Raw genomic sequence first — 23,412 nt, 5'->3', positions numbered from 1 at the left:
GCACGAGTCGTGGCAGCACTGGGAGTGAGCAATGCGAACTGTGCGAAATCTGATCGGCGGTGCGTCGCGAGACGCGCTCAGCGGTGCGACCAGCGAGCTGATCGACCCGGCCACCGGCAAGGTGTTCGGGACGGCGCCGCTGTCGAGCGAGGAGGACGTCGACGCGGCGTACGGCGCCGCGGCAGCCGCCGTACCGAGCTGGGCCGGTGTGACGCCGGGCGAGCGGCAGCGGATGCTCCTGCGGTTCGCGGACGCTCTGGAAGCGCGCGCCGACGAGATGATCGCCGCCGAGTCGCAGAACACCGGTAAGCCGCTGGGCCTGACCAGGGACGAAGAGTTCGCGGTCATGGTCGACCAGTTGCGGTTCTTCGCGGGTGCGGCCCGGCTGCTGGAAGGGAAGTCGGCCGGTGAGTATCTGGCCGGTCATACGTCGTGGATCCGCCGCGAGCCGATCGGCGTCGTCGGCCAGATCACGCCCTGGAACTACCCGATGATGATGGCGGTCTGGAAGATCGGCCCGGCCCTTGCCGCCGGCAACACTCTCGTCCTGAAACCTGCTGAGACGACTCCGGTCAGCACGGTTCTGATGGCCGAGATCGCCGCCGACGTCCTACCCGCCGGGGTCTTCAACGTCGTCTGCGGCGATCGGGCGACCGGCCAGGCCGTGGTCGCGCATCCGACGCCGGGCCTGGTCAGCATCACCGGCTCGACCCGCGCCGGCTCGGAGGTCGCCTCGACGGCCGCGCTCGACCTCAAACGAACCCATCTCGAGCTCGGCGGCAAGGCCCCGGCCGTCGTCTTCGCGGACGCCGACCTCGCCGCCGCGGCCGAGGCGATCGGCGTCGGCGGCTACTTCAACGCCGGCCAGGACTGCACGGCGGCCTGCCGAGTCCTCGTCGAGGACTCCGTCCACGACGCCTTCGTCGAAGCCCTGACCTCCTGGGCGCGCGAGAACGCCCGGCCCGGCCTGCCGGACGACGAAGCTGCGCTGTTCGGTCCGCTGAACAGCAGCCTGCAGCTCGACCGGGTCCGCGGCTTCCTGGCCCGCATGCCGGCCCACGGCTCGATCGCGCTCGGCGGCTCGCGGGCCGGGGGAAAGCTTGCCGACGGCTACTACCTCGACGCGACCGTGGTCACCGGGCTGCGGCAGGACGACGAGATGATCCAGGACGAGGTGTTCGGCCCGGTCATCACCGTGCAGCCCTTCGCGGACGAGGCCGAGGCGCTGGAGCTGGCGAACGGAGTCCAGTACGGGCTCGCGTCCAGTGTTTTCACCACGGATCACTCGCGGGCGCTGCGGATGTCGGCAGCGCTGGACTTCGGCTGTGTGTGGCTCAACACCCATATCCCGCTGGTCGCCGAGATGCCGCACGGCGGGTTCAAACACTCCGGCCACGGCAAGGACCTCTCGCTGTACGGCGTCGAGGACTACACCCGGATCAAGCACGTCATGTCGGCGATCTGATGAGCGCGCTGGTGGAGGAACGAGTGGGCACAGCGGTCAGCCTGCGCGGGCTGCGGAAGAGCTTCGGCGACGTGATCGCCGTCGACGGCGTCGACCTCGACCTGGCCGAGGGTGAGTTCTTCTCGATGCTCGGGCCGTCCGGCTCCGGGAAGACGACCGTCCTGCGGATGATCGCCGGTTTCGAGGAGCCGACGGCCGGGCAGATCTTGCTCGGCGGGGTCGACGTCACCGGGCGGCCGCCGTACGCGCGGGATGTGAACACGGTCTTCCAGGACTACGCGTTGTTCCCGCACATGAGCGTGCTGCAGAACGTCGAGTACGGGTTGCGGGTCAAGGGCATCGATCGGCGGACTCGGCGTACGCAGGCCGGCGAAGCGCTGGAAACCGTGCGGTTGAGCGGGTTCGGCGACCGGAAGCCGAGCCAGCTGTCCGGTGGCCAACGGCAACGAGTCGCGCTGGCGCGCGCGTTGGTCAACCGGCCCAAGGTGCTGTTGCTCGACGAGCCGCTGGGCGCCCTCGACCTGAAGCTGCGCCGCGAGATGCAGCTGGAGCTGAAGGCGCTGCAGCGCGACGTCGGCATCACCTTCGTGTTCGTCACCCACGACCAGGAGGAGGCGCTGACGATGAGCGACCGGATCGCCGTGTTCAACGGCGGCCGGATCGAACAGCTGGCCGGCCCGGCCGAGCTGTACGAACGCCCCGCGACGGCCTTCGTGGCCGGTTTCGTCGGGACGTCCAACCTGCTCTCGGACGCCGTCGCGGAAGCGATCATCGGCGTCCCGGGAGTCTTCACCGTGCGGCCGGAGAAGATCCGGCTGCAACCCGCCGATACCCCCGCCGAACCCGGTCGCTGTACGGCGATCGGCGTCGTCCGGGAGGTCGTCTACCTCGGCGCGGCCACGCAGTCCGTGGTCGATCTCGAGGCCGGCGGGTCGCTGCTCGTCCTGCAGCAGAACGAAGGCGGTTCCGTCCAGGACAAGCTCGAACTTCGCGGCGCCCAGGTCCGCCTCACCTGGCACCGCGAACACGCCGTCGAGATCGGCGGCCAGTAGTCCCCGCCCCCACCAAGTTGGCAAGGAGCAATCGAATGAAGAAGTCATTCGCAGCGGTGAGCGTCGCAGTGCTCGCCCTGCTCGTCGCGTCGTGCGGCACGTCCGGCGGCGACTCCGGCGCTTCGGGGAACACCGACACCGGCGGCGGTTTCACGCCGCCGGATCTGAAGAAGCTCGACACGCTCGGCGCCGGCGAGGGCAAGCTCAGCGTGCTCGCCTGGCCCGGGTACGCCGAGGACGGCTCGAACGACCCGAAGGTCGACTGGGTCTCGTCGTTCGAGAAGGAGACCGGCTGCCAGGTCACGGTGAAGACGTTCGGCACCTCCGACGAGGCCGTCAGCCTGATGAAGACCGGCCAGTACGACGTCGTCTCGGCGTCCGGCGACGCGTCGCTGCGGCTGATCGCGGGCGGTGTCGTCGAACCGGTCAACACCGATCTGATCAAGAACTACGCCGACGTCTACCCGTTCCTCAAGGACCGGCCGTGGAACTCGGTGAAGGGCCAGATGTACGGCGTCCCGCACGGCTACGGCGCCAACCTGCTGATGTGGCGCACCGACAAGGTGAAGCCGGCACCGACGTCCTGGAGCGTGGTCTTCGACGCCAACTCGCCGTACAAGGGCGCGGTGACGGCGTACGACTCGCCGATCTACATCGCCGACGCGGCGATGTACCTGATGGCGACCAAGCCGGACCTCGGGATCAAGAACCCGTACGCGCTCGACGACAAGCAGTTCACCGCGGCCGTCGACCTGCTCAAACAGCAGAAGGGCCTGGTCTCGGAGTACTGGTCGGACTACCTCAAGGAGGTCCAGGCCTTCACCAGCGGCAACTCCGTCGTCGGGACCACTTGGCAGGTGATCGCGAACGTCGCCAAGGGTGAGAAGGTCCCGGTCGACGTCACCGTGCCGACCGAGGGCGTCACCGGGTGGTCCGACACCTGGATGCTCAGCGCCACCTCGAAGTCCAAGAACTGCGGCTACCTCTGGATGAACCACATCGTCAGCCCCAAGGCGAACGCCGCCGTCGCCGAGTACTTCGGCGAATCGCCCTCCAACGGCAAGGCCTGCGCCGAGACCACCGACAAGTCCCACTGCGCCACCTTCCACGCCGGCGACCAGTCCTACTCCGAGAAGATCTGGTACTGGACCACGCCGATCGAACAGTGCCTCGACGGCCGTACCGACGTGAAATGCGCCGACTACGCCAAGTGGACGCAAGCCTGGACCTCGATCAAGGGATAGCTGAGCATGTTGCACCGCCATCCGCGGGTTCGGCTCGCGTTGTTGCTCGGTCCGCCGATGTTGTGGCTCGGGGTCGCGTACCTCGGGGCGCTGGCGGCGTTGTTCGTCACGGCTCTGTGGACGCAGAACGGGTTCACGGGGACGATCGAGCGGCAGTGGACGCTGGACAGTTTCCGGACGTTGTTCACCGAGGACGTGTATCGGACGATCGCGCTGCGGACGATCGGGGTCGCCGTCCTGGTGACCCTGGTCGACGCGGTGGTCGCGTTCCCGATCGCGTTGTACATGTCGAAGGTGGCGCGGCCGGGGTTGCGGCGGTTCCTGCTGGTGGCGGTGCTGATGCCCTTGTGGGCTTCGTATCTGGTGAAGGCGTACGCCTGGCGGGGGATGTTCTCCGAGGGCGGGCTGGTGTCGTCGGCGTTCAACGCGGTCGGGCTGGAGTCGCCGGGATACGGGCTGACGGCAACTGTGGTGACGCTGGCGTACCTCTGGTTGCCGTACATGATCCTGCCGATCTACGCCGGGTTGGAGCGGTTGCCGAATTCGTTGCTGGAGGCATCGGCTGATCTGGGCGCGCGGACCGGGCACACGATCCGGCGGGTGATCGTTCCGGTGGTGATCCCGGCGATGGTGGCCGGGTCGATCTTCACGTTCAGCCTGAGCCTGGGCGACTACATCGCCGTCCGGATCGTCGGCGGGACGAACCAGCTGCTCGGGAACGTGGTCTACGACAACGTGGGGGCGGCCAACAACCTGCCGTTCGCGGCGGCGGTGGCCACGATCCCGGTGGTGGTGATGCTGGTGTACCTGGCCGCGGTTCGGCGTACCGGAGCAATGGAGAGTTTGTGATGACGATCTCCGGACCGACCCGGATGGTGCTGCGGGTCCTGACTGGGCTGATTCTGCTGGCGATCTACGTGCCGCTGCTGCTGGTGCTGGTGAACTCGTTCAACGTGAACAAGACCTTCGCCTGGCCGCCGCGGGACTTCACGCTGGAGTGGTGGCGGCGGGCGGCCGAGAGCCAGGGCGCGCTCGACGCGTTGTGGGTGAGCGTGCGGGTCGGGCTGGCGGCGACGGCGATCGCGCTGGTGCTCGGGACGATGATCGCGTTCGCCCTGCAGCGCTTCAGTTTCTACGGCCGGGACACGGTCTCGCTGCTGGTGATCCTGCCGATCGCGCTGCCCGGGATCGTCACCGGGATCGCGCTGAACAACGCGTTCCGGACGATCTTCGGGCTGGAGCTCGGCTTCATCACGATCGTGGTCGCCCACGCGACGTTCTGCATCGTGACGGTCTTCAACAACGTGATCGCGCGGCTGCGGCGGACCGGCCTGCAGCTCGAACAGGCCTCGGCGGACCTGGGCGCCTCGGCCTTCCAGACCTTCCGGCTCGTCACCTTCCCGATGATCCGCTCCGCCCTGCTGGCCGGCGGCCTGCTCGCCTTCGCCCTGTCCTTCGACGAGATCATCGTCACGACCTTCACCGCCGGCGCCAACCAGCAGACCCTCCCGATCTGGATCTTCAACAACCTCTTCCGCCCCAACCAGGCCCCGATCGTCAACGTCGTCGCCGCGGCCCTCATCGTCATCTCGGTAGTCCCCGTCTGGCTCGCCCAACGCCTCTCCGGCGACACCGACTCAGTAGGACCCGGTCGCTGACCTATTCTTCGGGGCATGTCCCGTCGGCTGCTGCTCTGGATCGGCATCGCGTTCGTTGCGCTGGGACTGGTCGGGAGCGGGCTCCTCGCCTGGTCCGCCGTCCGCGGGTCGGCACCCGAGCCGGTGCCGCTCGGCAACGGATCGGTGTCGCTGAAGGACGGCGGGCTGACGATCTCGACCACGGACGCCGGGAAGCGCACTTGGTGCCAGGCCAAGGATGCGGCCGGCGCCGACATCTCGCTGGAAGTCGCGACGGACAACTACTCGGCCGGCGGCTCGAAGTACTACGTGATCGCGCACTCCAGGGCTGCCGTCCCGCCCCAGACCGTCACCGTGACCTGTGCCGACAGCACTCTCCCGCTCTACGTGGGTGCCCGCCCGTACTACGTCACCCCTCGCACAGCCTTCGACGGCCTCGTGCTGCCGCTGGCAGGCGCGCTCGGCTCTTTCGTGGTCGGCGTAGTCATCGGCGTCCCGCTCATCGTCATCGCCGCCCTCCGCCGCGGCACGAACAACAGGACGTAGATGGGTGCGTAGACCGCGTGCCACGCGTGGGGCGGCCGCGGATTGGCGGCGGTCGGGAGGTACTACCTGTCGTTCGGGTTGCCTTCGAGGGTGGTGGTGACGGTCCAGAGGAGGTCGCGCAGTTGCCGGCGGTCTTGGGTGGTGAGGTCGGCCAGGGCTCGGGCGGCGGCTCGTTCGTAGATGCCGGTCACGGTGTGCGCCAGGTCGGTGCCCTGGGCGGTCAGCTCGATGCCCACCTGGCGGGCGTCGGTGGTGCTCTTCACGCGTCGGACCAGGCCTGCGGCCTCCATGCGCTGGGTGGTTTTCGTTGCCGTCGGCACCTCGACGTCCAGCACCTTGGCCAGCTTGGCCACCGGTAACGATCCGTGGCGCAGCAGCTTCGCGAGCACCAGCTCCTGGCCGATGTGCAGGCCGCTCCCGACCAGCTCGTCGGCCACCGCCTTCCGCGCCGCCCGGTCCGCGAACCGCAGCGCGACCAGGACCTCCCATTCCCCGACCTCGGTGGAGGTCATTTGGGTTGCCGTGGGGTGAAGGGGTTGGCGGAGATGTAGTCGCCGACGTACTGGGTGGGGAGGGCGGGCTCGCCGCGGGAGAGCTGGCTGGCGTAGCGGGGGAGCTCGTCGCGGACCTTGAGGTGGTGGGCCTGGGACTCGGCGGGGGTGGTGCGGCCGATGATCTCGCCGGATTCGACGAGCGGGCGGAGGAGCTCACGGTCGTCGCCGTCGTCCTCGGGGAGACTGCCGACGCCGACCAGCTCGGCCTCGGCGACCCCGGCGGCGTTGCGCCGGCGCAACGCCCACTTGCGGCCGCCGATCGAGATCTTGTCGACGCTCTTCTTCGCGACCGGGACCATCGCGCCGCTCGCGTCCTCCCGGGCGACCAGCTTGTAGACGAAACCGCAGGTCGGGTAGCCGGAGCCGGTGACCAGCGACGTCCCGACGCCGTACCCGTCGACCGGCGCGGGCGCGAGGGCCGCGATCTGGAACTCGTCGAGATCGGAGGTGACGATGATCCGGGTGCGGGTCGCGCCGAGCGCGTCGAGCTGCTCGCGGACCTGCCCGGCCAGCGACGGCAGGTCGCCGGAGTCGAGCCGGACGGCGCCGAGCTCGGGGCCGGTCAGCTCGATCGCCGTCCGGACGGCCTCGGCGACGTCGTAGGTGTCGACCAGCAGCGTGGTGCCCTTGCCGAGGGCATCCACCTGGGAGGTGAACGCCTCCCGCTCGGTGTCGTGCAGGAGGGTGAACGAGTGCGCCGACGTCCCGGCGCTGGGGATGCCGTACCGGCGGGCCGCCTCCAGGTTGGAGGTGGTCGCGAACCCGGCGACGTACGCCGCCAGCGCGGACGCGACCGCCGCCTCCTCGTGGGTCCGCCGCGAGCCCATCTCGATACACGGCCGGCCGCCGGCCCACCACGTCATCCGGGAGGCGGCCGAGGCGACCGCGGAGTCGTGGTTCAGGATCGACAGGAAGACGGTTTCCAGCAGGACGGCCTCGGCGAACGTCGACTCCACCACCAGGACCGGGGAGCCGGGGAAGAAGATTTCGCCGTCGGCGTACCCGGCGATGTCCCCGGAGAACCGGTAGTTCGCCAGCCAGTCCCGGGTAGTGTGGTCGACGACGCCGCGATCGGCCAGGAAGGTGATCGCCCGCTCGTCGAAGCGGAAGTCCTCGAGCGCGTCGAGGAGCCGGTTGACGCCGGCCACCACGCCGTACCGGCGGCCGTCGGGCAGGCGGCGGGCGAATAGCTCGAAGACCGAGCGGCGCTGCGCCGTGCCGTCGGCGAGGCTGGCCTGCAACATGGTCAACTCGTAGTGGTCCGTCAGGAGCGCGGTCGAGGTGTTCACAAGGGCAGCCTATTGCGAGATCAGATCCGATGATGGAGAGAATGGACCGGTGACCACCGCACCCAGCGAACTCGACAGCCCCGAGGTCGACGAGGCGATCGAGCTCAGCCCACCGTGGGTGACGATCGTCTGGAACGACCCGGTGAACCTGATGGACTACGTCACGTTCGTCTTCCAGACGCATTTCGGCTACTCCAAGGCGAAGGCGGAGAAGCTGATGATGCAGGTCCACGAGGAGGGGAAGTCGGCGGTGTCGAACGGTAACCGCGAGGCGATGGAGCGCGACGTCGAGGCGATGCACTCCTACGGCCTGTGGGCCACCTGCGAGAAGTCGTGACGCGCTTCCGCAAGCGGCGCAAGATCGTCGCGGTCAGCTTCGCCGAGCACGAGGCCGAGATCCTCGCCAACCTGCTCCGGAATCTGGTCGAGCTCCTGTACGACGGCCTGCCGCCGCGCGCCACCCAGTCCAGCGACCCGCTGGCCGCCCTGCTCGACTCCGACGGCCCGACCTCCCCGCCCGAGGACATCGTCCTGCAGCGCCTGCTCCCGGACGCCTACGGCTCCGACGACCTGGCCTCGGCCGAGTTCCGCCGCTTCACCGAGCGCGGCCTGCGCGACGGCAAGATCACCGACGCCAAACGCGTCCTGTCCGCCCTGGAGTCGGCCGGCGCCGACGAGATCGCCCTCGAGCCCGACGAGCAGCTCTCCTGGCTCCGCGCCCTCAACGACCTCCGCCTGGCCATCGGCACCCGCCTCGGCATCGAGGACGACAACGACTACGCAACCTGGGAAAAGCTCCCCGAGGACGACCCCCGCCGCCTCACCTACGACCTCTACGACTGGCTCGGCTACCTCCAGTCGGCCCTCCTCCACAACATGCGCTGACGGAGGGCCCCGGGGTCGCCTGCGTAGCATGCGGGGGTGAGCTATCCGAGGGTTGGCGCGGCGGACTTTCCTGGGGTTGAAGGGGAGGTGCTGGCGTACTGGGAGGCGGATGACACCTTCCGGGCCTCCGTGCGGGGCGAGGCGGAGTTCGTCTTCTACGACGGCCCGCCGTTCGCGAACGGGTTGCCGCATTACGGCCACCTGCTGACGGGGTACGTCAAGGACCTCGTGCCGCGGTACCGGACGATGCGGGGCGCTCGGGTGGAGCGGCGGTTCGGCTGGGACACGCACGGGCTGCCGGCCGAGCTGGAGGCGCAGCGGGTGCTGGGGCTGAAGACGAAGGCGGAGATCCTCGAGCTGGGGATCGAGAAGTTCAACGCGGTCTGCCGGGAGCGGGTCCTCAGGTACACCGACGAGTGGCGCGCCTACGTCACCCGGCAGGCCCGCTGGGTGGACTTCGACCACGACTACAAGACGCTGAATCCGGAGTACATGGAGTCGGTGATCTGGGCGTTCAAGACGCTGTATGACAAGGGCCTGGTGTACGAGGGCCTGCGCGTGCTCCCGTACTGCTGGAACGACGAGACCCCGCTGTCGAACCACGAGCTCCGGATGGACGACGACGTCTACCAGCCCCGGCAGGACCCGTCGGTGACGGTCGCGGTCGAGCTGGAGACCGGTGAGCGCCTGCTCGCCTGGACGACGACCCCGTGGACGCTCCCCAGCAACCTCGCGATGGCCGTCGGCCCGGACGTCGACTACGTGGTCGCGTACGACGAGGAGCGGCGTCCGGTCATCGTCGCCGAGGCCCGCGCCGCGGCGTACGGGCTCACCGAGATCATCGGCCGGCTCAAGGGCGCCGAGCTGATCGGCCGGCGCTACACCCCGCTGTTCGGCTTCTTCGAAGGCACGCCCAACGCCTTCCAGGTGATCGCCGCCGACCACGTCACCACCGACGACGGCACCGGGGTCGTCCACCTGGCCCCGGCGTACGGCGAGGAGGACCAGCTCGCCTGCGACGCCGTCGGCATCCCGACGATCCTGACCGTGGACGACGGCGCCCGCTTCACCGGCGTCGTCCCGCCGTACCAGGGTCTGCACGTCTTCGAGGCGAACCGCCCGATCATCCGCGACCTCGAGGCGAGCGGCGCGCTGGTCCGCGAGGACAGCTACGTGCACAGCTACCCGCACTGCTGGCGCTGCCGGAATCCGCTGATCTACAAGGCGGTGTCGAGCTGGTTCGTCGAGGTGACCGCGATCCGCGACCGGATGGTCGAGCTGAACGAGCAGATCACCTGGACGCCGGAGCACATCAAACACGGCCAGTTCGGCAAGTGGCTGTCGAACGCGCGGGACTGGTCGATCAGCCGCAACCGCTTCTGGGGCAGCCCGATCCCGGTCTGGCGGTCGGACGATCCGGCGTACCCGCGGGTCGACGTCTACGGCTCGATCGCCGAGCTGGAGCGCGACTTCGGCGTCGCGGTGACCGACCTGCACCGCCCGTACGTCGATCGGCTCACCCGGCCCAACCCGGACGATCCGACCGGGAAGTCGACGATGCGCCGGGTGCCGGACGTACTGGACGTGTGGTTCGACTCGGGGTCGATGAGCTTCGCGCAGGTGCACTACCCGTTCGAGAACACCGAGTGGTTCGACAGCCATTTCCCGGGCGATTTCATCGTCGAGTACATCGGTCAGACCCGCGGCTGGTTCTACACGATGCACATCCTCGGGACGGCGTTGTTCGACCGGCCGGCGTTCAAGTCGTGCCTGAGCCACGGGATCGTGCTCGGCAGCGACGGGCAGAAGATGGCCAAGTCGCTGCGCAACTACCCGGACGTGTCGGAGGTGTTCGACCGGGACGGCGCGGACGCGATGCGCTGGTTCCTGATGTCGAGCCCGATCCTGCGCGGCGGGAGCCTGATCGTCACCGAGGCGGGGATCCGCGAGGGCGTTCGGCAGGTGCTGATCCCGTTGTGGAACGCGTGGTCCTTCTTCGCCCTCTCGGCGAACGCGGCCGGCCGGGAGGCCCGCCGCGACACCCGGTCGCCGGACCTGCTGGACCGGTATCTGCTCGCCCGGCTGCGGCTGCTGGTCACCGACGTCCAGGAGAAGCTCGATCGGTACGACATCGCGTCGGCTTGTGACGCGGTGACGGCGTACGTCGACGTCCTCACCAACTGGTACATCCGGCGGTCGCGAGGTCGCTTCGGGGCCGGGGAGCCGGCCGCGATCGACACGCTGCACACCGCGCTCGAGACGCTCTGCCGGACGGTCGCGCCGCTGTTGCCGCTGGTCAGCGAGAACATCTGGCGCGGGCTGACCGGTGAGCGGTCGGTGCACCTGACCGACTGGCCGGACGCCGGTGACCTGCCGGACGACGCGGAGCTGGTCGCGCGGATGGAGCAGGCTCGGGTGGTGTGTTCGGTCGCGTCGTCGCTGCGGAAGGCGGCCGGGATCCGGTCTCGGCAGCCGCTGCACCGATTGACCGTGGCGACGTCGGCTGACCTGCATGCGTTGACCGGGCTGATCGCGGCCGAGGTGAACGTGCGCGAGGTTGTGCTCACGTCGGTGGATGCGGTCGACGCGCCGGTTTCGCAGCAGCTGACGGTGAACGCGCGGGCCGCCGGGCCGCGGCTGGGGAAGGCGGTGCAGACGGCGATCAAGGCGTCGAAGAGCGGGGACTGGTCGGTCTCCGCGGCTGACGTGGTGGTTGCTGGAGGCATCGAGCTGGTCGAGGGCGAGTACACGCTGGAGACGACGCTGGCGGCGGACGCCGCGGCGAGTGGGTTGTTGCCGGGTGGCGGCTTCGTCGTCCTGGACACCACGATCACGCCTGAGCTGGCGGCGGAGGGGACAGCGCGGGACGTCGTCCGCGCGATTCAGCAGGCGCGGCGGGACGCCGGGCTCGAGGTTGGTGATCGGGTGCGGGTGACTGTCGAGGGGCCGGGGGAGGTGCTCGCAGCCGTCGCGGCGCACCGTGCGTTGATCACGGGCGAGACCTCCGCCGCCGAGCTGACCACGGTGGAGGGTCCTGAGCTGAGCGTTCAGCTGACCTCCTAGGGTTGGCGGTATGGAGACGCGGAAGCTGGGACGAACCGGTCGGGACGTGGGTGTGGTCGGGCTCGGCGCCTGGCAGCTGGGCGCCGACTGGGGTTCGGTCGACGAGAGCGACGCGCTGGCCGTTCTGCGGTCGGCTGTCGAGAGCGGCGTCACGTTCATCGACACCGCTGACGTGTACGGCGACGGCCGCAGCGAGCGCCTGGTCGGGCAGATCCGCAAGGAGCACGAGGGCCTGACCGTGGCCACCAAGATGGGCCGCCGTGTCGAACAGCTCCCGGAGAACTACAACCCGGCGAACTTCCGCGCCTGGAACGACCGCTCCCGGCAGAACCTCGGCGTCGACACGATCGACCTCGTCCAGCTGCACTGCCCGCCGACCGCGGTCTACTCGACGGACGCCGTCTTCGACGACCTCGACGCCATGGTCGAGGAGGGCCGGATCGCGGCGTACGGCGTCAGCGTCGAGACCACCGCCGAGGCGCTGACCGCGATCGCGCGGCCCAACGTCGCCTCCGTCCAGATCATCCTGAACGCGCTCCGCCTCAAACCCCTCGACGAGGTCCTCCCCGCGGCCCAGGCGGCCGGTGTCGGCATCATCGCCCGCGTCCCGCTCGCCAGCGGCCTGCTCTCCGGCAAGTACGACGAGACCACCGTCTTCGCCGCCGACGACCACCGCACCTACAACCGCAACGGCGAGGCCTTCGACGTCGGCGAGACCTTCTCCGGCGTCGACTTCGGCACCGGCCTCGAAGCCGTCCGCCGCCTGATGCCCTGGCTCCCGGCCGGCGCCACCATGGCCCAGTTCGCCCTCCGCTGGATCATCGACCAGCCCGGCGTCTCCGTCGTCATCCCCGGCGCCCGCAACCCCGAGCAGGTGGCCGGAAACACCGCCGCCGCCAGCCTGTCCCCGCTCGACGACACCCAGCAGGCCGCCGTCCGCGACATCTACGACGACCTCATCCGCCCCCAGATCCACGACCGCTGGTAGTCCACATACTGGACGCGATTCCGGGTTGGCGGGCTCGGTCCGGCCGCCGCCGTACCGTGGTGATGTGTTGATCATCGAGCAGGCGGCGTACGACGCGATCGTCGCGCATGCGCGGCGGGACCACCCTGATGAGGCGTGCGGGGTGGTGATCGGGCCGGAGGGGTCGGATCGGCCGGAGCGGGTGGTGCCGATGCTGAACGCGGCGATGAGCCCGACGTTCTACGAGTTCGACAGCGACGACTGGAAGAAGCTGTACGACGAGATGTGGGACAACGACGAGGAAGCGGTGGTGATCTACCACTCGCACACCGCGACCGAGGCGTACCCGTCGCGGACCGACATCTCGATCGCGCAGGAGCCGAACGCGCACTACGTACTGGTGTCGACGCGGGACGGGGCCGACTCGCTCACGTACGACGGGCCGGTCGAGTTCCGGTCGTTCCGGATCGTCGGCGGCGCGGTCACCGAGGAAGAGGTCAAGGTCGTGACGGCCTACGGCGAAACAGGAGAGAACTGAGATGGCGATCGAGTTGCGGGTTCCGACGATCCTGCGCACCTTCACCGGCGGCGAGAAGCTGGTCACCGGCGCCGGGGACACGCTGGCGGCGTTCATCGACGACGTCGAGGGCAATCACCCCGGGATCAAGGAGCGGATCGTCGAGGGTGAGCCGGCCGAGCTGCGCCGGTTCGTCAACGTGTACGTGAACGACGAGGACGTGCGCTTCACCGGTGGTCTGCAGACCGGCGTCCAGGACGGCGACGTGGTCGTCGTGCTGCCCGCGGTCGCCGGCGGCTGACGTGCGCTTCGACAGCCTGCTCGACTCGGTCGGGGGCACGCCGCTGGTCGGCCTGCCCCGGCTGTCGCCGACGGACGACGTCCGGCTCTGGGCCAAACTCGAGGACCGCAACCCGACCGGCTCGATCAAGGACCGGGCCGCGCTGCGGATGCTCCTGGACGCCGAGAAGGACGGCCGGCTCCGCCCGGGGAACACGATCCTCGAGCCGACGTCCGGCAACACCGGGATCTCGCTCGCGATGGCCGCCAAGCTGCGCGGCTACCGGATGGTCTGTGTAATGCCGGAGAACACTTCGGAGGAGCGCCGGCAGATCCTGCGGATGTGGGGCGTCGAGATCATCTCCTCCCCGGCCGCGGGCGGCTCGAACGAGGCCGTCCGGGTGGCCAAGCAGGTCGCCGAAGAGCACCCGGACTGGGTGATGCTCTACCAGTACGGAAACCCGTCGAATGCCGCCGCCCATTACGACGGCACCGCGCGCGAGATCCTCGCCGATCTGCCCTCGGTGACGCATTTCGTGGCCGGCCTCGGCACCACCGGCACGCTGATGGGCAGCGGCCGGTTCTTCCGCGAGCACAAACCCGCCGTCAAGATCGTCGCGGCCGAGCCTCGCTACGGCGAGCTCGTCTACGGCCTGCGCAATCTCGACGAGGGGTTCGTCCCCGAGCTGTACGACGAGACGCTGATCGACGCCCGGTTCTCGGTCGGGCCGCGGGACGCCGTCCGGCGGGTCCGCGAGCTGCTCGACAACGAGGGGATCTTCGCCGGCGTCTCGACCGGCGCCATCCTGCACGCCGCGCTCGGCCAGGCGGCCAAGTGCGTCCGTGAAGGAGAGCGGGCCGATATCGCCTTCGTCGTCCCCGACGGCGGCTGGAAGTACCTGTCGACCGGCGCCTACGAGGGCACGATCGACGAGGCGGAAGAACGCCTCGAGGGTCAGCTCTGGGCCTGAATGCCCTTATTTACTTGAAGAAAGCCGGCGCTACGGAGACTTGAAGAGGATCCGGCGGCCGATCCGGGGGTGGACGCCGCGGCCCTTGCAACTCGTACAGGGACGCTGCGCGTAACTGAAGAAGCCGCCGTGATGACGCCCGGCGCCCTTGCAGCGGTTGCACTTGGCGTTCGGGTGCAGCGACAACGAGACGACGTACAGGAAGAACGCCGACATCAGCAGCAGCAGGAAGACGCCGGTCGGCCCGAGGGACGACGCGATCTCCGCGGCCGTGCTGTTGGTTTCGACAGCCTGATTGGCCGTCTGCCCGGAGGCGGCGACGTGGTCAGGCTGCGGATTCGGTCCGGCGGTGGTGTTCAGCACCACCGCGATGTGGTGCGCCAGGCTCATGACATCACGAGGGGCGGTCGAACTAACATCGGTCCAGAGTGGCGCGAATCACGTGGATTGGCAATTGCATAACGTAAAGATGTGGACAAGGTCGGCGTGTCGTTTCGTGAGTTCGAATGGGGTGAACTTCAAAACGACCCGAAACCGGGTTCGGTTACGGGTCGCCGCCGCTCGGTGTGGCAGCCCCGGATAAACTGCCGGTCGTGACGGACGCGCCGGTAGGGATCTTCGATTCAGGGTTCGGCGGCCTCACCGTCGCTCGCGCGGTGCTCGACCAGCTGCCGCACGAGCCGATCCTCTACCTGGGTGACACGGCCCGGCAGCCCTACGGGCCGAAGCCGATCGCCGAGGTCCGCGAGTACGCGCTGGAGTGCCTGGACCACCTGGTCGAGGCCGGCGTGAAGATGCTCGTGATCGCCTGCAACTCGGCCAGCGCCGCGATGCTGCGCGACGCCCGCGAGCGGTACGACGTCCCGGTCGTCGAGGTGATCCTGCCGGCCGCGCGGCGCGCGGTCGCCGCGACCCGGAACCAGAAGGTCGGCGTCATCTGCACCGCGGCGACCGCCCAGTCGCAGGCCTACGACGACGCGTTCGCCGCGGCGCCGCAGGTGGAGCTGATCACCCGGCCCTGCCCGAAGTTCGTCGATTTCGTCGAGTCCGGCGTGACGTCCGGCCCCGAGCTGCTCGAGGCCGCGCACGAGTACCTCGACCCGCTGGTCGACGCCGGCGTCGACACGCTGATCCTCGGCTGCACCCACTACCCGTTGCTGACCGGCGTCATCTCGTACGTCGTCGGCGACCGCGTCACCCTGGTCAGCAGCGCCGAAGAGTGCGCCAAGGACGTGTACGGCGTCCTCACCAAGACCGGCCTGCTCCGCTCCGACGCCCTCCCCGAACCGAAACACCGTTTCGTCACGACCGGAACGCCCTCGGAGTTCGAGGCGATCGGCTCCCGCTTCCTCGGCCCGGTCCTCTCCTCGGTCGACCAGTTCGCCTGGGTCCGCTAGCCGGCGGCCCGCTCGCGCCCCTTGTCGAGGGCCGCGAGCAACAGCAGTGCGACGACGATTGCGCCGCCTGCAACGACGTAACACCACGGCGCGTCCAGGTAGTTCGCCGCGGTGAGCACGGTCGGGCCCTTGTCGGTCCACAGCTCGAAGATCAGCGCGATGACGCCCTCCCAGATCCCGAGAAACGCCGTCACGACCATTGCCAGTCTGTACATTCCCTCGTCCATGGATACGACCGTAACAACGGGTCCGTGCTACTTAAGTCTGGGTTTCGCCGTTTCATCACGCATATCCTGTGAAGGTGCGTGACGAAATGTGTCGGGTCTGCGGTGCTGCGCTGAGCCTGCCCGAGCGCGGGCGGCGGCCGCTGTACTGCTCGCGGGCCTGCCAGGCCAAGGCCTACCGCGCCCGCCAGGCGCCGGCTCCGGTGGCGACCGGCCCGAGCGAACGGCGTACCGAGATCGCGCGAGTGGTCTGGGCCATCGCCGCCGAACAAGGGCTGGACGCGGTCAGCATGCGCTCGGTGGCCGCCGCGGCGGGGGTGTCGGTGCGAGTTGTGCAATATCACTTCGGAACCAAGCACCAGCTGCTCGTCGACTCGCTGGAGTTGTTGCATCGCACCAACGAACAGCTCGCCGCCGGCCGGATCCAGGCCGACCTGACCGACCCGAAGGCCTTGCTGGGCGCGATTCTGGAGGAGTTCCTGCCGCTCGACGCGCACCGCCGGCTGAGCCTGCGCGCCCTGGTCGGGTACTACGCCCGCAGCCTGGCCGATCCCGCTCTGGCCGCGATCTTCCTGTCCGGCGACCGCTCCCTGGAGGACTTCGTCGCGCTGATCCTGCGGTACGCCGGGGAACAGGGCCTGCTGCGCCCCGGGATCCACATCGCCTCGACCGCGGACCTGCTGGTCGCCGGGGTGACCGGACTCGGGCTGGATGTTGTCCACGGCACCAGAACGGCCCCGGACGTCCGCGAAATCATTGCCAGGCAACTGGATCAGCTGTTCCGCGACGCGACCGGCTTGTCTGCAAAGGTCGCAACCCGCCGGTAATCTTCAAGATATGAAGCTCACCGTGCTCGGCTGCTCGGGGTCCGTCCCCGGGCCGGACTCGGCCGCCTCGAGCTATCTGGTCTCCGCCGAGGGTTTTCACCTGGTCCTCGACCTCGGCAGCGGCGCACTCGGATCGCTCCAGCGGCATATCGCCGTTCCGCAGATCGGCGCGATCGGCCTGTCCCACTTGCATCCTGACCACTGTATGGACCTGTGCGGCCTGTACGTCGCGGCGAAGTACGCGCCGGGTTCACCGATTCCCCGTATTCCCGTGTTCGCCCCGCCCGGAGCGGCGGAGCGGATGGCGCTGGCCTACGACCTCCCGATCGACCCCGGGATGGAGGAGGAGCTGGATTTCCATACCTGGCAGGAGGTTCAGCAGATCGGCCCGTTCACGGTCCGGACCGCGCCGATGGTGCACCCGGTGCCGGCGTACGCGATCCGGGTCGAGCACAACGGAAAGACGCTGGTCTACACCGGTGACACCGGGCCGAACGACGCGCTGATCGAGCTGGCCCGGGGCGCCGACCTGCTGTTGTCCGAAGCCGCCTTGCCGGACGACAACCCCAACAATCCCGTCGATCTGCATCTGTCCCCGTCCGATGCCGGCGAACACGCGAAGAAGGCCGGCGCGAAGAAACTCGTGATCACCCACGTACCGCCGTGGTTCGACCGCGCCACCCAGGCCGAGAACGCCCGGCGGACCTATCCCGGTCCGATCGAGATCGCCACCCCCCACGCAGTCTTCGAGATCTAGCCGTTGTGCTCCGCAACGACCGGTCCGGCGACCCCTGCCGCCGCGCCGGTGCGATCGGCAACCAACTCGGGCTGTAGCCGATCGCCTTGGCGTAGGCCGAAGTAGGCCGCTGCCGAGCCGCCGCGGACGACGAGTTCGGCGTACCCGTCTCCGGAGCTCCCGGGGATCAGGCCGGGCTGCTGCCGCGGCACGGCGGTCAGGTGCGGGTAGCGCGCGACCCCTGCGATGGCGAGCTGCTCGGGCCGCCGATCGAGTTTGCAGTTGCCGAAATTGTCGACGACGGTCACGATCGGGCCTACTTCGGGGGTGTCGGGAATCGCGGTCGGCGTGGCCGGGATCGGCGTCCCGTCGAAGACCCATTTCGCGAGCAGCGGCAGGTACCAGAGGCTGCGGAACTGGGTGTCGGTGATCTGCTGCGCCGCAGCGGGGTCGAGGCCGGTGGTGGCCAGCACCTCGGCGATGTCGGTCACGTGGAGCTTGCTGATGCCCAGCTCGCGGCGGACCAGCTCCAGGGCGCGCGGATTGAACGTCGTGGCGACCAGGTGCGGTCCGTAGTGGAAGTAGCCGAACGGGACGCCGTTCGGCCAGTGGCCGTCGCGGGGCGCCAGGTTGAGCAGAGTGATGGTCGGGTGCGCGGTCTGGCCCAGTGACTCGGTAGCGCGCAGGCAGTCGAGCAGAGTCAGGGCGGCGAAGGACTCCGGGTCCGGACCGTCCAGAGCGATGATCGTGGGGGACTGGCCGAAGAGGGCGCCGATGCGGGTGCTGAGCCGGGCGCGGGCGTTTCCGTCGTGACAGTCGGTCAGGTAGGTGATCTGAGGCATTGCTGTTGCTCCTGGGGTGTGTGGTTGCCGGAAATGCGAAGAGGCCCCCGGAACCGGAGGCCTCTCGCTGCAAGCACACGTGCCTACGCCGCTGACGGACCTCCGAATCGGGGGCTCAGCATTCGCATCGCGGCGTACCTGGTCACGTTGTAGAAGATAGCACCCTCACCGAGCCTGTCCGCCGTCGAAATAGCTCACCAGCGCCGGATCCAGCTCCGGGACGTCGACTGGTACGCCGTTGGAGCGGAGCGACGTCGTGGCGGCGTACCCCGCGGCCACTGCGGCGCGGGCGGCGATGGGGGAGGTCAGAGTGGCGCCGCCGTCCCGGACGAAGCGGATGAACTCGTCGACCAGATGCGGGTCGGCACCGCCGTGGTGGTCGGTCTCACCGGCGATCTCGACCACCTGGTCGGCGTCCTCGCGGTAGCCGGACCGGCGGCTGTTCCAGACCTTCACCACGCCACCTGCGGTGTCGCCGAAGTTCTCCAGGCGGCCGTGGGTGCCGATGACGGTGTAGTTGCGCCAGTAGTCCGGAGTGAAGTGGCACTGCTCGTACGTCATCAGTACGCCGTTGTCGAGCAGCAGGTTGGCCGTGGAGAGGTCCTCGACGTCCATGACCGGCGCCAGGCCCTTCTGCTCCAGCGGGGGCCAGTTGTCCGAGCTGACGAAGTCCGAGAAGCGCTGGCCGGAGCGGTCGAGCCGGTCCGTGATGCCGCCGTACAGGGTCAGGGCGCCCATCGCGTTGACGCGCGTGGTGTAGCCGCCGGCCAGCCAGTGCATCACGTCGAGGTCGTGGGCGCCCTTCTGCAGCAGCAGGCTGGTGGTCCGGCGGCGGTCGGCGTGCCAGTCCTTGAAGTAGAAGTCGCCGCCGTGGCCGACGAAGTGGCGGCACCAGATCGCCTTGACCTCGCCGATGGCGCCGTCCTGGATCAGCTGCCGCATGGTCTGGACGACGGGCATGTGGCGCATGTTGTGGCCGACGTACAGCCGGGCGCCGGAGTCGTACGCCGCCTGCAGCACCCGGTCGCAGCCCTCGGTGGTGATCGCCAGCGGCTTCTCGACGAACACGGAGACGCCGGCGGCGAGGAAGTCGACGGCCGGTCCCTCGTGCAGGTCGTCGGGGGTGGTCAGGAAGACGCCGTCCAGCTTCAGGTCGAGCAGCTCCGCGTGGCCGGCGTACGCCGTCGCCTCCGGGTAGAGCTCGAGGGTCTGCTCGCGCTGCGCGGCGACCGGGTCGGCGACCGCCACCACCGCCGAACCCGCGCCGGGGCGGTGGGCGTACTGCGCGATGCGGCTCCGGGCGCCGAGCCCGACCACACCGAACCGAAGATCAGTCATCAGCCAGCAACTCCTGCACATAGTTGTTTGTAACACCCTAACTCCGAGCAATTGCGTCCTTCAATCACCCGTCCTCCCACTGGAATTGCCTTCCTGGTCACCCAGGCAACATCGGAGTCTCCCTCCGTGCGCGCACCATGGCGGAATGTGAGCCTCCACTACGTGGCACTTGGGGACTCGACCACCGTTGGGGTCGGGGATCCGATGAACGGCAGCAGTACGACCGACCTTTCCGGTGCGGGAGCGCGGTCCGGTGAGGGGTGGCGGGGCTGGGCCTCGCTGCTCGCCGAATCGCTGGCCTGCTCCCACCGTGTGACGTTCTCCAACCTCGCGACCAGTGGCGCGACCGTCGATCTGGTCGCGACCGAACAGCTCCCCGAGACCGGCAGTGGGCCGATCGACCTGGCCTCGCTCATCGTCGGGGTCAACGACACGCTGCGCTCGACGTTCGACCCGGGGCGGATCCGTGAGCACCTGCACGTGTGCGCCGAGCAGCTGACCGCTCGGGGCGCGCTGCTGCTCACGGTCCGGTTCCACGACCACGGTCAGGTGTTCGGCCTGCCGAAATGGATGCGACGGCCGCTGTGGCAGCGCATCGAGCAGGTGAACCTCGCCTACGACGACCTCTACGCCCGGTACGGCGGCGTCCGGCTGGACATGGCCGACTACCCCGAGGTGTACCGGCGGGACTTCTGGAGCATCGACCGGCTGCATCCGGGGGAGCGTGGGCATCGCCACCTGGCCCGCGTCTTCGCCGACGAGCTGGCTGGGCGCGGACTGCGGATCGACGTCCCCCCGGCTCTGGACTGCGCGTACAAGCCGCCGAGCAGGTGGGCGGACACGGTCTGGATGGTTCGGGAGGGCGTGCCGTGGATCGGGCGCCGGGCCGGCGACCTGCTGCCCTTCGTCGCCCGGATGGCGGTCAGTCCGCGAAGGTTATCCACAGGCGCGTTGACCAATGCGGAGGTCCAGCGCTTGGAGGCATAGGGTTCGGTCCATGGCTCGTATCGACGGACGTACCCCTGACCAGCTCCGCCCGGTGACACTGACGCGGAAGTGGCTCGACCACGCCGAGGGCTCGGTGCTGGTGGAGTTCGGGAAGACGCGGGTGCTCTGCGCGGCGAGTGTGACCGAAGGGGTTCCGCGCTGGCGGAAGGGCTCCGGCCTCGGGTGGGTCAGCGCGGAGTACGCGATGCTGCCGCGATCGACCAACACCCGCTCGGACCGCGAGTCCGTGAAGGGCCGGATCGGCGGCCGGACACATGAGATCTCCCGGCTGATCGGGCGTTCGCTGCGCGCGGTGATCGACTACAAGGCCCTCGGCGAGAACACCATCCTGCTGGACTGCGACGTCCTGCAGGCCGACGGCGGCACGCGGACGGCCGCGATCACCGGGGCCTACGTCGCGCTCGCGGACGCCGTCTCGTACCTGCGCGACCGCAAACTGCTGAAGAGCGAGCCGCTGACCGGCACGGTCTCGGCGGTCTCGGTCGGCATCATCGACGGCGCCCCGATGCTCGACCTCTGCTACGAGGAGGACGTCCGGGCCGAGACCGACATGAACCTCGTCATCACCGGCGACGGGAAGTTCATCGAGGTGCAGGGCACGGCCGAGGGCGCGCCGTTCGACCGCGCCGAGCTGGACAGCCTGCTCTCGCTCGGCCTGGCCGGCTGCGCCGACCTGGCCAAACTGCAGCAGGAGGCGTTGGCGTGACGAAGGTTCTGCTGGCTTCGAACAACAAGAAGAAGCTCGAGGAGCTGCGGCGGATCCTGACGCCGATCGTTCCGGGGATCGAGGTGCTCGGGCTGGGCGACGTCCCGGCGTACCCGGAGCCGCCGGAGACCGAGCCGACCTTCGAGGGCAACGCGCTGCTCAAGGCGCATGCGGCGCTGGCCGCGACCGGCCTGCCGTCGATCGCCGACGACAGCGGCATCTGCGTCGACGCGCTGAACGGGATGCCCGGCGTCCTGTCGGCGCGCTGGTCGGGCCCGCTCAAGGACAACGACGCGAACAACCAGCTCCTGCTCGGCCAGCTGGAGGACGTACCGGACGAGCGCCGCGGCGCGTCGTTCGTCGCGGCCGTCGCCTTCGTCCGCGAGGGTGCGGCCGATGAGCTGGTGCTCGGCGAGATGCGCGGCTCGGTGGTCCGCGAGGTCCGCGGCTCGGGCGGCTTCGGGTACGACGTCCTGTTCGCGGCCGAGGGCTACGACCGGACGACGGCGGAGCTGTCGATCGAGGAGAAGGACGCGATCAGCCACCGGGGCAAGGCCCTGCGCGCGCTGGCGCCGATCGTCGCGAAAGCATTGGGGGCCTGACATGTTGTTCGCCGGATCCGATCGCGAAGGTGTCGAGGACGGCTGGATCACGTCGGCGTACCGGCGCTGGTCCGAGGCCCGGGTGGTCGAGGGCCGCGTCTACCGGACGAACGCCGGCCGCATCCAGATCGACAGCATCAGCGAGATCAACCCCGCGCTGATCGCCGACACCGATCCCGACGTCGCGCTCGCCGATCGCCGCAACGCCGGTGACATCCTCCGCCGCCTCCGCGGCGAGGAGTCCTGGCCGACCTTCCTGATCCGCTTCCACCTGGTCAAAGGCCCCGACCCCCGCGAAGAGCTGGCCGCGCAAACCGACCTCACCCCCGAAGACCTCACCGAGCTCACCGACCGCCTGGCCCGCTTCGACGCCAACCCCCACGGCCCCTGGACGACCGCCACCCTCCGCCTCATCCAGTCCCGCCCCGCCACCCGGGCCGCCGACCTGGCGGCGTCCCTCGACCGCGAGACCGCCCCCTTCAAACTCGACGTCCGCAAACTCAAGAACCTCGGCCTCACCCACAGCCTCGAAACCGGCTACGAACTCTCCCCCCGAGGCGCCGCCTACCTCAAGACCCTCGACTAGGCCGGTCGGCCAGTTTCAGCCAGGTGACGCCGAGGATGATCAGGCCGAGCCAGAGGGACTGGGTGAGGGTGAGGGACTGGTCGAAGAAGGCGGGGCCGAGGGCGGCGGCGCCGGCGGCGCCGATGCCGGCCCAGACGGCGTAGCCGAGGGCGACCTCGATGGTGCGGAGGGCCGCGCTGAGGGCCCAGAGGGTGAGTAGGAAGAAGACGACGGCGACGAGGGACCAGCTCAGCCGGGTGAAGCCGTGGCTACCGCCGACGGCGAGGGCGTAGCCGATCTCGAAGGCGCCGGCGAGGAGGAGCGTGAGCCAGGCGTTGGCGGTCGGGCGCGGTCCGGTCGGGGTCATGCGGCGCCGCCGCTGAGCTGGAGGCCGACCACGCCGACGATGATCGCGGCGATGCCGAGCGCCTTGCGCCAGCTGAGGCGCTGCCCGAAGAGCAGTGCGCCGAGCAGGGTGATGCCGACGCCGGACACCGACGTCCAGAGCGCGTACCCGACGCCGACGTCGAACGTCAGCAGCGCGCGGCTGAGGAAGTACGTGCCGAACGCGCCGCTGACCAGCGTCACGATCGTCCAGCGGCGGTTGGTGAACCCCTCGGCCTTACCGGCCGCGATCGCCACCACCACCTCGAAGACCACCGCCACCCCGAGATAGAGCCATTCCATCTGCAGATCCT

At 69.1% G+C, this 23,412-nt stretch carries 28 protein-coding genes; 20 read left to right on the top strand and 8 right to left on the bottom strand.

What is annotated here, in order from left to right; translation table 11 throughout:
- Window positions 1-31 precede the first annotated feature (31 nt).
- Genes ACZ6ZD_RS24130 through ACZ6ZD_RS24105 form a run of 6 tightly spaced genes read left to right on the top strand, consistent with a single transcriptional unit; the run spans window position 32 to window position 5,944 of the window.
- Window positions 32-1,465, top strand: coding sequence for a gamma-aminobutyraldehyde dehydrogenase (locus ACZ6ZD_RS24130; protein WP_465675698.1), 1,434 nt, complete (start codon window positions 32-34; stop codon window positions 1,463-1,465).
- Window positions 1,465-2,517, top strand: coding sequence for an ABC transporter ATP-binding protein (locus ACZ6ZD_RS24125; protein WP_465675696.1), 1,053 nt, complete (start codon window positions 1,465-1,467; stop codon window positions 2,515-2,517). Before ACZ6ZD_RS24130 ends, ACZ6ZD_RS24125 begins: the two co-directional genes overlap by 1 nt.
- A gap of 35 nt (window positions 2,518-2,552) precedes the next feature.
- Window positions 2,553-3,761 carry an ABC transporter substrate-binding protein gene (locus ACZ6ZD_RS24120; protein ID WP_465675694.1) on the top strand — a complete coding sequence of 403 codons (1,209 nt, stop codon included), beginning with the start codon at window positions 2,553-2,555 and terminating at the stop codon, window positions 3,759-3,761.
- A 6-nt stretch (window positions 3,762-3,767) separates the two neighbouring features.
- The gene (locus ACZ6ZD_RS24115; RefSeq protein WP_465675693.1) at window positions 3,768-4,610 is read left to right on the top strand and encodes an ABC transporter permease; all 843 of its coding nucleotides are present in this window, start codon (window positions 3,768-3,770) and stop codon (window positions 4,608-4,610) included.
- Window positions 4,610-5,419, top strand: a complete 810-nt coding sequence (locus ACZ6ZD_RS24110) for an ABC transporter permease (RefSeq protein ID WP_465675691.1) — start codon at window positions 4,610-4,612, stop codon at window positions 5,417-5,419. Before ACZ6ZD_RS24115 ends, ACZ6ZD_RS24110 begins: the two co-directional genes overlap by 1 nt.
- Before the next feature lie 15 nt (window positions 5,420-5,434).
- A complete protein-coding gene (locus ACZ6ZD_RS24105; RefSeq protein ID WP_465675689.1) occupies window positions 5,435-5,944 on the top strand; it encodes a hypothetical protein in 510 nt (169 codons plus the stop codon).
- 62 nt (window positions 5,945-6,006) lie between these two features.
- Here ACZ6ZD_RS24105 and ACZ6ZD_RS24100 read toward each other — a convergent pair whose 3' ends face one another.
- Both ACZ6ZD_RS24100 and ACZ6ZD_RS24095 read right to left on the bottom strand, forming a co-directional pair.
- Window positions 6,007-6,456, bottom strand: a complete 450-nt coding sequence (locus ACZ6ZD_RS24100) for a MarR family winged helix-turn-helix transcriptional regulator (protein WP_465675687.1) — start codon at window positions 6,454-6,456, stop codon at window positions 6,007-6,009.
- Window positions 6,453-7,742: a nicotinate phosphoribosyltransferase gene (locus tag ACZ6ZD_RS24095; protein ID WP_465676091.1), complete on the bottom strand. Its 1,290-nt coding sequence runs from the start codon at window positions 7,740-7,742 to the stop codon at window positions 6,453-6,455. The genes ACZ6ZD_RS24100 and ACZ6ZD_RS24095 overlap by 4 nt, the downstream gene beginning before the upstream one ends.
- Window positions 7,743-7,836: 94 nt before the next feature.
- Here ACZ6ZD_RS24095 and clpS point away from each other — a divergent pair, with 94 nt between their 5' ends.
- From clpS to ACZ6ZD_RS24060, 7 genes are all read left to right on the top strand, one after another.
- Window positions 7,837-8,124 (top strand): ATP-dependent Clp protease adapter ClpS, encoded by a 288-nt coding sequence (gene clpS / locus ACZ6ZD_RS24090; protein ID WP_465675685.1) that lies wholly within the window; start codon window positions 7,837-7,839, stop codon window positions 8,122-8,124.
- Entirely contained in the window at window positions 8,121-8,672 is a 552-nt protein-coding gene (locus tag ACZ6ZD_RS24085) for a DUF2017 domain-containing protein (RefSeq protein WP_465675683.1), read from the top strand. The genes clpS and ACZ6ZD_RS24085 overlap by 4 nt, the downstream gene beginning before the upstream one ends.
- 36 nt (window positions 8,673-8,708) lie before the next feature.
- Window positions 8,709-11,735 carry an isoleucine--tRNA ligase gene (gene ileS, locus ACZ6ZD_RS24080; protein WP_465675681.1) on the top strand — a complete coding sequence of 1,009 codons (3,027 nt, stop codon included), beginning with the start codon at window positions 8,709-8,711 and terminating at the stop codon, window positions 11,733-11,735.
- A 10-nt stretch (window positions 11,736-11,745) separates the two neighbouring features.
- Window positions 11,746-12,723: an aldo/keto reductase gene (locus tag ACZ6ZD_RS24075; RefSeq protein ID WP_465675679.1), complete on the top strand. Its 978-nt coding sequence runs from the start codon at window positions 11,746-11,748 to the stop codon at window positions 12,721-12,723.
- A gap of 64 nt (window positions 12,724-12,787) precedes the next feature.
- Entirely contained in the window at window positions 12,788-13,240 is a 453-nt protein-coding gene (locus tag ACZ6ZD_RS24070) for a M67 family metallopeptidase (RefSeq protein ID WP_465675677.1), read from the top strand.
- A 1-nt stretch (window position 13,241) separates the two neighbouring features.
- Window positions 13,242-13,520, top strand: coding sequence for a MoaD/ThiS family protein (locus tag ACZ6ZD_RS24065; protein ID WP_465675676.1), 279 nt, complete (start codon window positions 13,242-13,244; stop codon window positions 13,518-13,520).
- Window position 13,521: 1 nt separating this feature from the next.
- Window positions 13,522-14,469, top strand: a complete 948-nt coding sequence (locus ACZ6ZD_RS24060) for a PLP-dependent cysteine synthase family protein (RefSeq protein ID WP_465675674.1) — start codon at window positions 13,522-13,524, stop codon at window positions 14,467-14,469.
- A 30-nt stretch (window positions 14,470-14,499) separates the two neighbouring features.
- Here ACZ6ZD_RS24060 and ACZ6ZD_RS24055 read toward each other — a convergent pair whose 3' ends face one another.
- Window positions 14,500-14,859 (bottom strand): hypothetical protein, encoded by a 360-nt coding sequence (locus ACZ6ZD_RS24055; RefSeq protein ID WP_465675672.1) that lies wholly within the window; start codon window positions 14,857-14,859, stop codon window positions 14,500-14,502.
- Window positions 14,860-15,062: 203 nt separating this feature from the next.
- Between ACZ6ZD_RS24055 and murI the strand changes: the two genes are divergently transcribed.
- A complete protein-coding gene (gene murI / locus ACZ6ZD_RS24050; protein ID WP_465675670.1) occupies window positions 15,063-15,866 on the top strand; it encodes a glutamate racemase in 804 nt (267 codons plus the stop codon).
- On the opposite strand, the gene ACZ6ZD_RS24045 is transcribed toward murI, so the two are convergent.
- The gene (locus ACZ6ZD_RS24045) at window positions 15,863-16,093 is read right to left on the bottom strand and encodes a hypothetical protein (RefSeq protein ID WP_465675668.1); all 231 of its coding nucleotides are present in this window, start codon (window positions 16,091-16,093) and stop codon (window positions 15,863-15,865) included. The genes murI and ACZ6ZD_RS24045 overlap by 4 nt on opposite strands.
- Window positions 16,094-16,167: 74 nt before the next feature.
- Between ACZ6ZD_RS24045 and ACZ6ZD_RS24040 the strand changes: the two genes are divergently transcribed.
- On the top strand, window positions 16,168-16,917 hold the full coding sequence (locus ACZ6ZD_RS24040; protein WP_465675666.1) for a TetR/AcrR family transcriptional regulator: 750 nt from the start codon (window positions 16,168-16,170) through the stop codon (window positions 16,915-16,917).
- A 10-nt stretch (window positions 16,918-16,927) separates the two neighbouring features.
- The gene (locus tag ACZ6ZD_RS24035) at window positions 16,928-17,674 is read left to right on the top strand and encodes an MBL fold metallo-hydrolase (protein WP_465675664.1); all 747 of its coding nucleotides are present in this window, start codon (window positions 16,928-16,930) and stop codon (window positions 17,672-17,674) included.
- Here ACZ6ZD_RS24035 and ACZ6ZD_RS24030 read toward each other — a convergent pair.
- The gene (locus ACZ6ZD_RS24030) at window positions 17,671-18,495 is read right to left on the bottom strand and encodes a hypothetical protein (protein ID WP_465675662.1); all 825 of its coding nucleotides are present in this window, start codon (window positions 18,493-18,495) and stop codon (window positions 17,671-17,673) included. The genes ACZ6ZD_RS24035 and ACZ6ZD_RS24030 overlap by 4 nt on opposite strands.
- A 165-nt stretch (window positions 18,496-18,660) precedes the next feature.
- Window positions 18,661-19,833 carry a Gfo/Idh/MocA family protein gene (locus ACZ6ZD_RS24025; protein WP_465675660.1) on the bottom strand — a complete coding sequence of 391 codons (1,173 nt, stop codon included), beginning with the start codon at window positions 19,831-19,833 and terminating at the stop codon, window positions 18,661-18,663.
- Between the two features lie 162 nt (window positions 19,834-19,995).
- Between ACZ6ZD_RS24025 and ACZ6ZD_RS24020 the strand changes: the two genes are divergently transcribed.
- From ACZ6ZD_RS24020 to ACZ6ZD_RS24005, 4 genes are read left to right on the top strand one after another with little or no spacing between them, the layout of a single operon-like run.
- Window positions 19,996-20,820, top strand: a complete 825-nt coding sequence (locus ACZ6ZD_RS24020; RefSeq protein ID WP_465675658.1) for an SGNH/GDSL hydrolase family protein — start codon at window positions 19,996-19,998, stop codon at window positions 20,818-20,820.
- A 10-nt stretch (window positions 20,821-20,830) separates the two neighbouring features.
- Window positions 20,831-21,547, top strand: coding sequence for a ribonuclease PH (gene rph / locus ACZ6ZD_RS24015; RefSeq protein WP_404646018.1), 717 nt, complete (start codon window positions 20,831-20,833; stop codon window positions 21,545-21,547).
- Window positions 21,544-22,149, top strand: a complete 606-nt coding sequence (gene rdgB, locus ACZ6ZD_RS24010) for an RdgB/HAM1 family non-canonical purine NTP pyrophosphatase (protein WP_465675655.1) — start codon at window positions 21,544-21,546, stop codon at window positions 22,147-22,149. The genes rph and rdgB overlap by 4 nt, the downstream gene beginning before the upstream one ends.
- Before the next feature lies 1 nt (window position 22,150).
- The gene (locus tag ACZ6ZD_RS24005) at window positions 22,151-22,735 is read left to right on the top strand and encodes a hypothetical protein (RefSeq protein WP_465675653.1); all 585 of its coding nucleotides are present in this window, start codon (window positions 22,151-22,153) and stop codon (window positions 22,733-22,735) included.
- Here the strand turns inward: ACZ6ZD_RS24005 and ACZ6ZD_RS24000 are convergent.
- Entirely contained in the window at window positions 22,719-23,081 is a 363-nt protein-coding gene (locus tag ACZ6ZD_RS24000; RefSeq protein ID WP_465675652.1) for a DMT family transporter, read from the bottom strand. The genes ACZ6ZD_RS24005 and ACZ6ZD_RS24000 overlap by 17 nt on opposite strands.
- Complete coding sequence (locus tag ACZ6ZD_RS23995) at window positions 23,078-23,401, bottom strand: DMT family transporter (protein WP_465675650.1); 324 nt, start codon at window positions 23,399-23,401, stop codon at window positions 23,078-23,080. The genes ACZ6ZD_RS24000 and ACZ6ZD_RS23995 overlap by 4 nt, the downstream gene beginning before the upstream one ends.
- Window positions 23,402-23,412 lie beyond the last annotated feature (11 nt).

It is taken from the genome of Kribbella sp. NPDC104218 (assembly GCF_055584105.1).
This window is presented reverse-complemented; position numbering and strand designations above follow the sequence as displayed.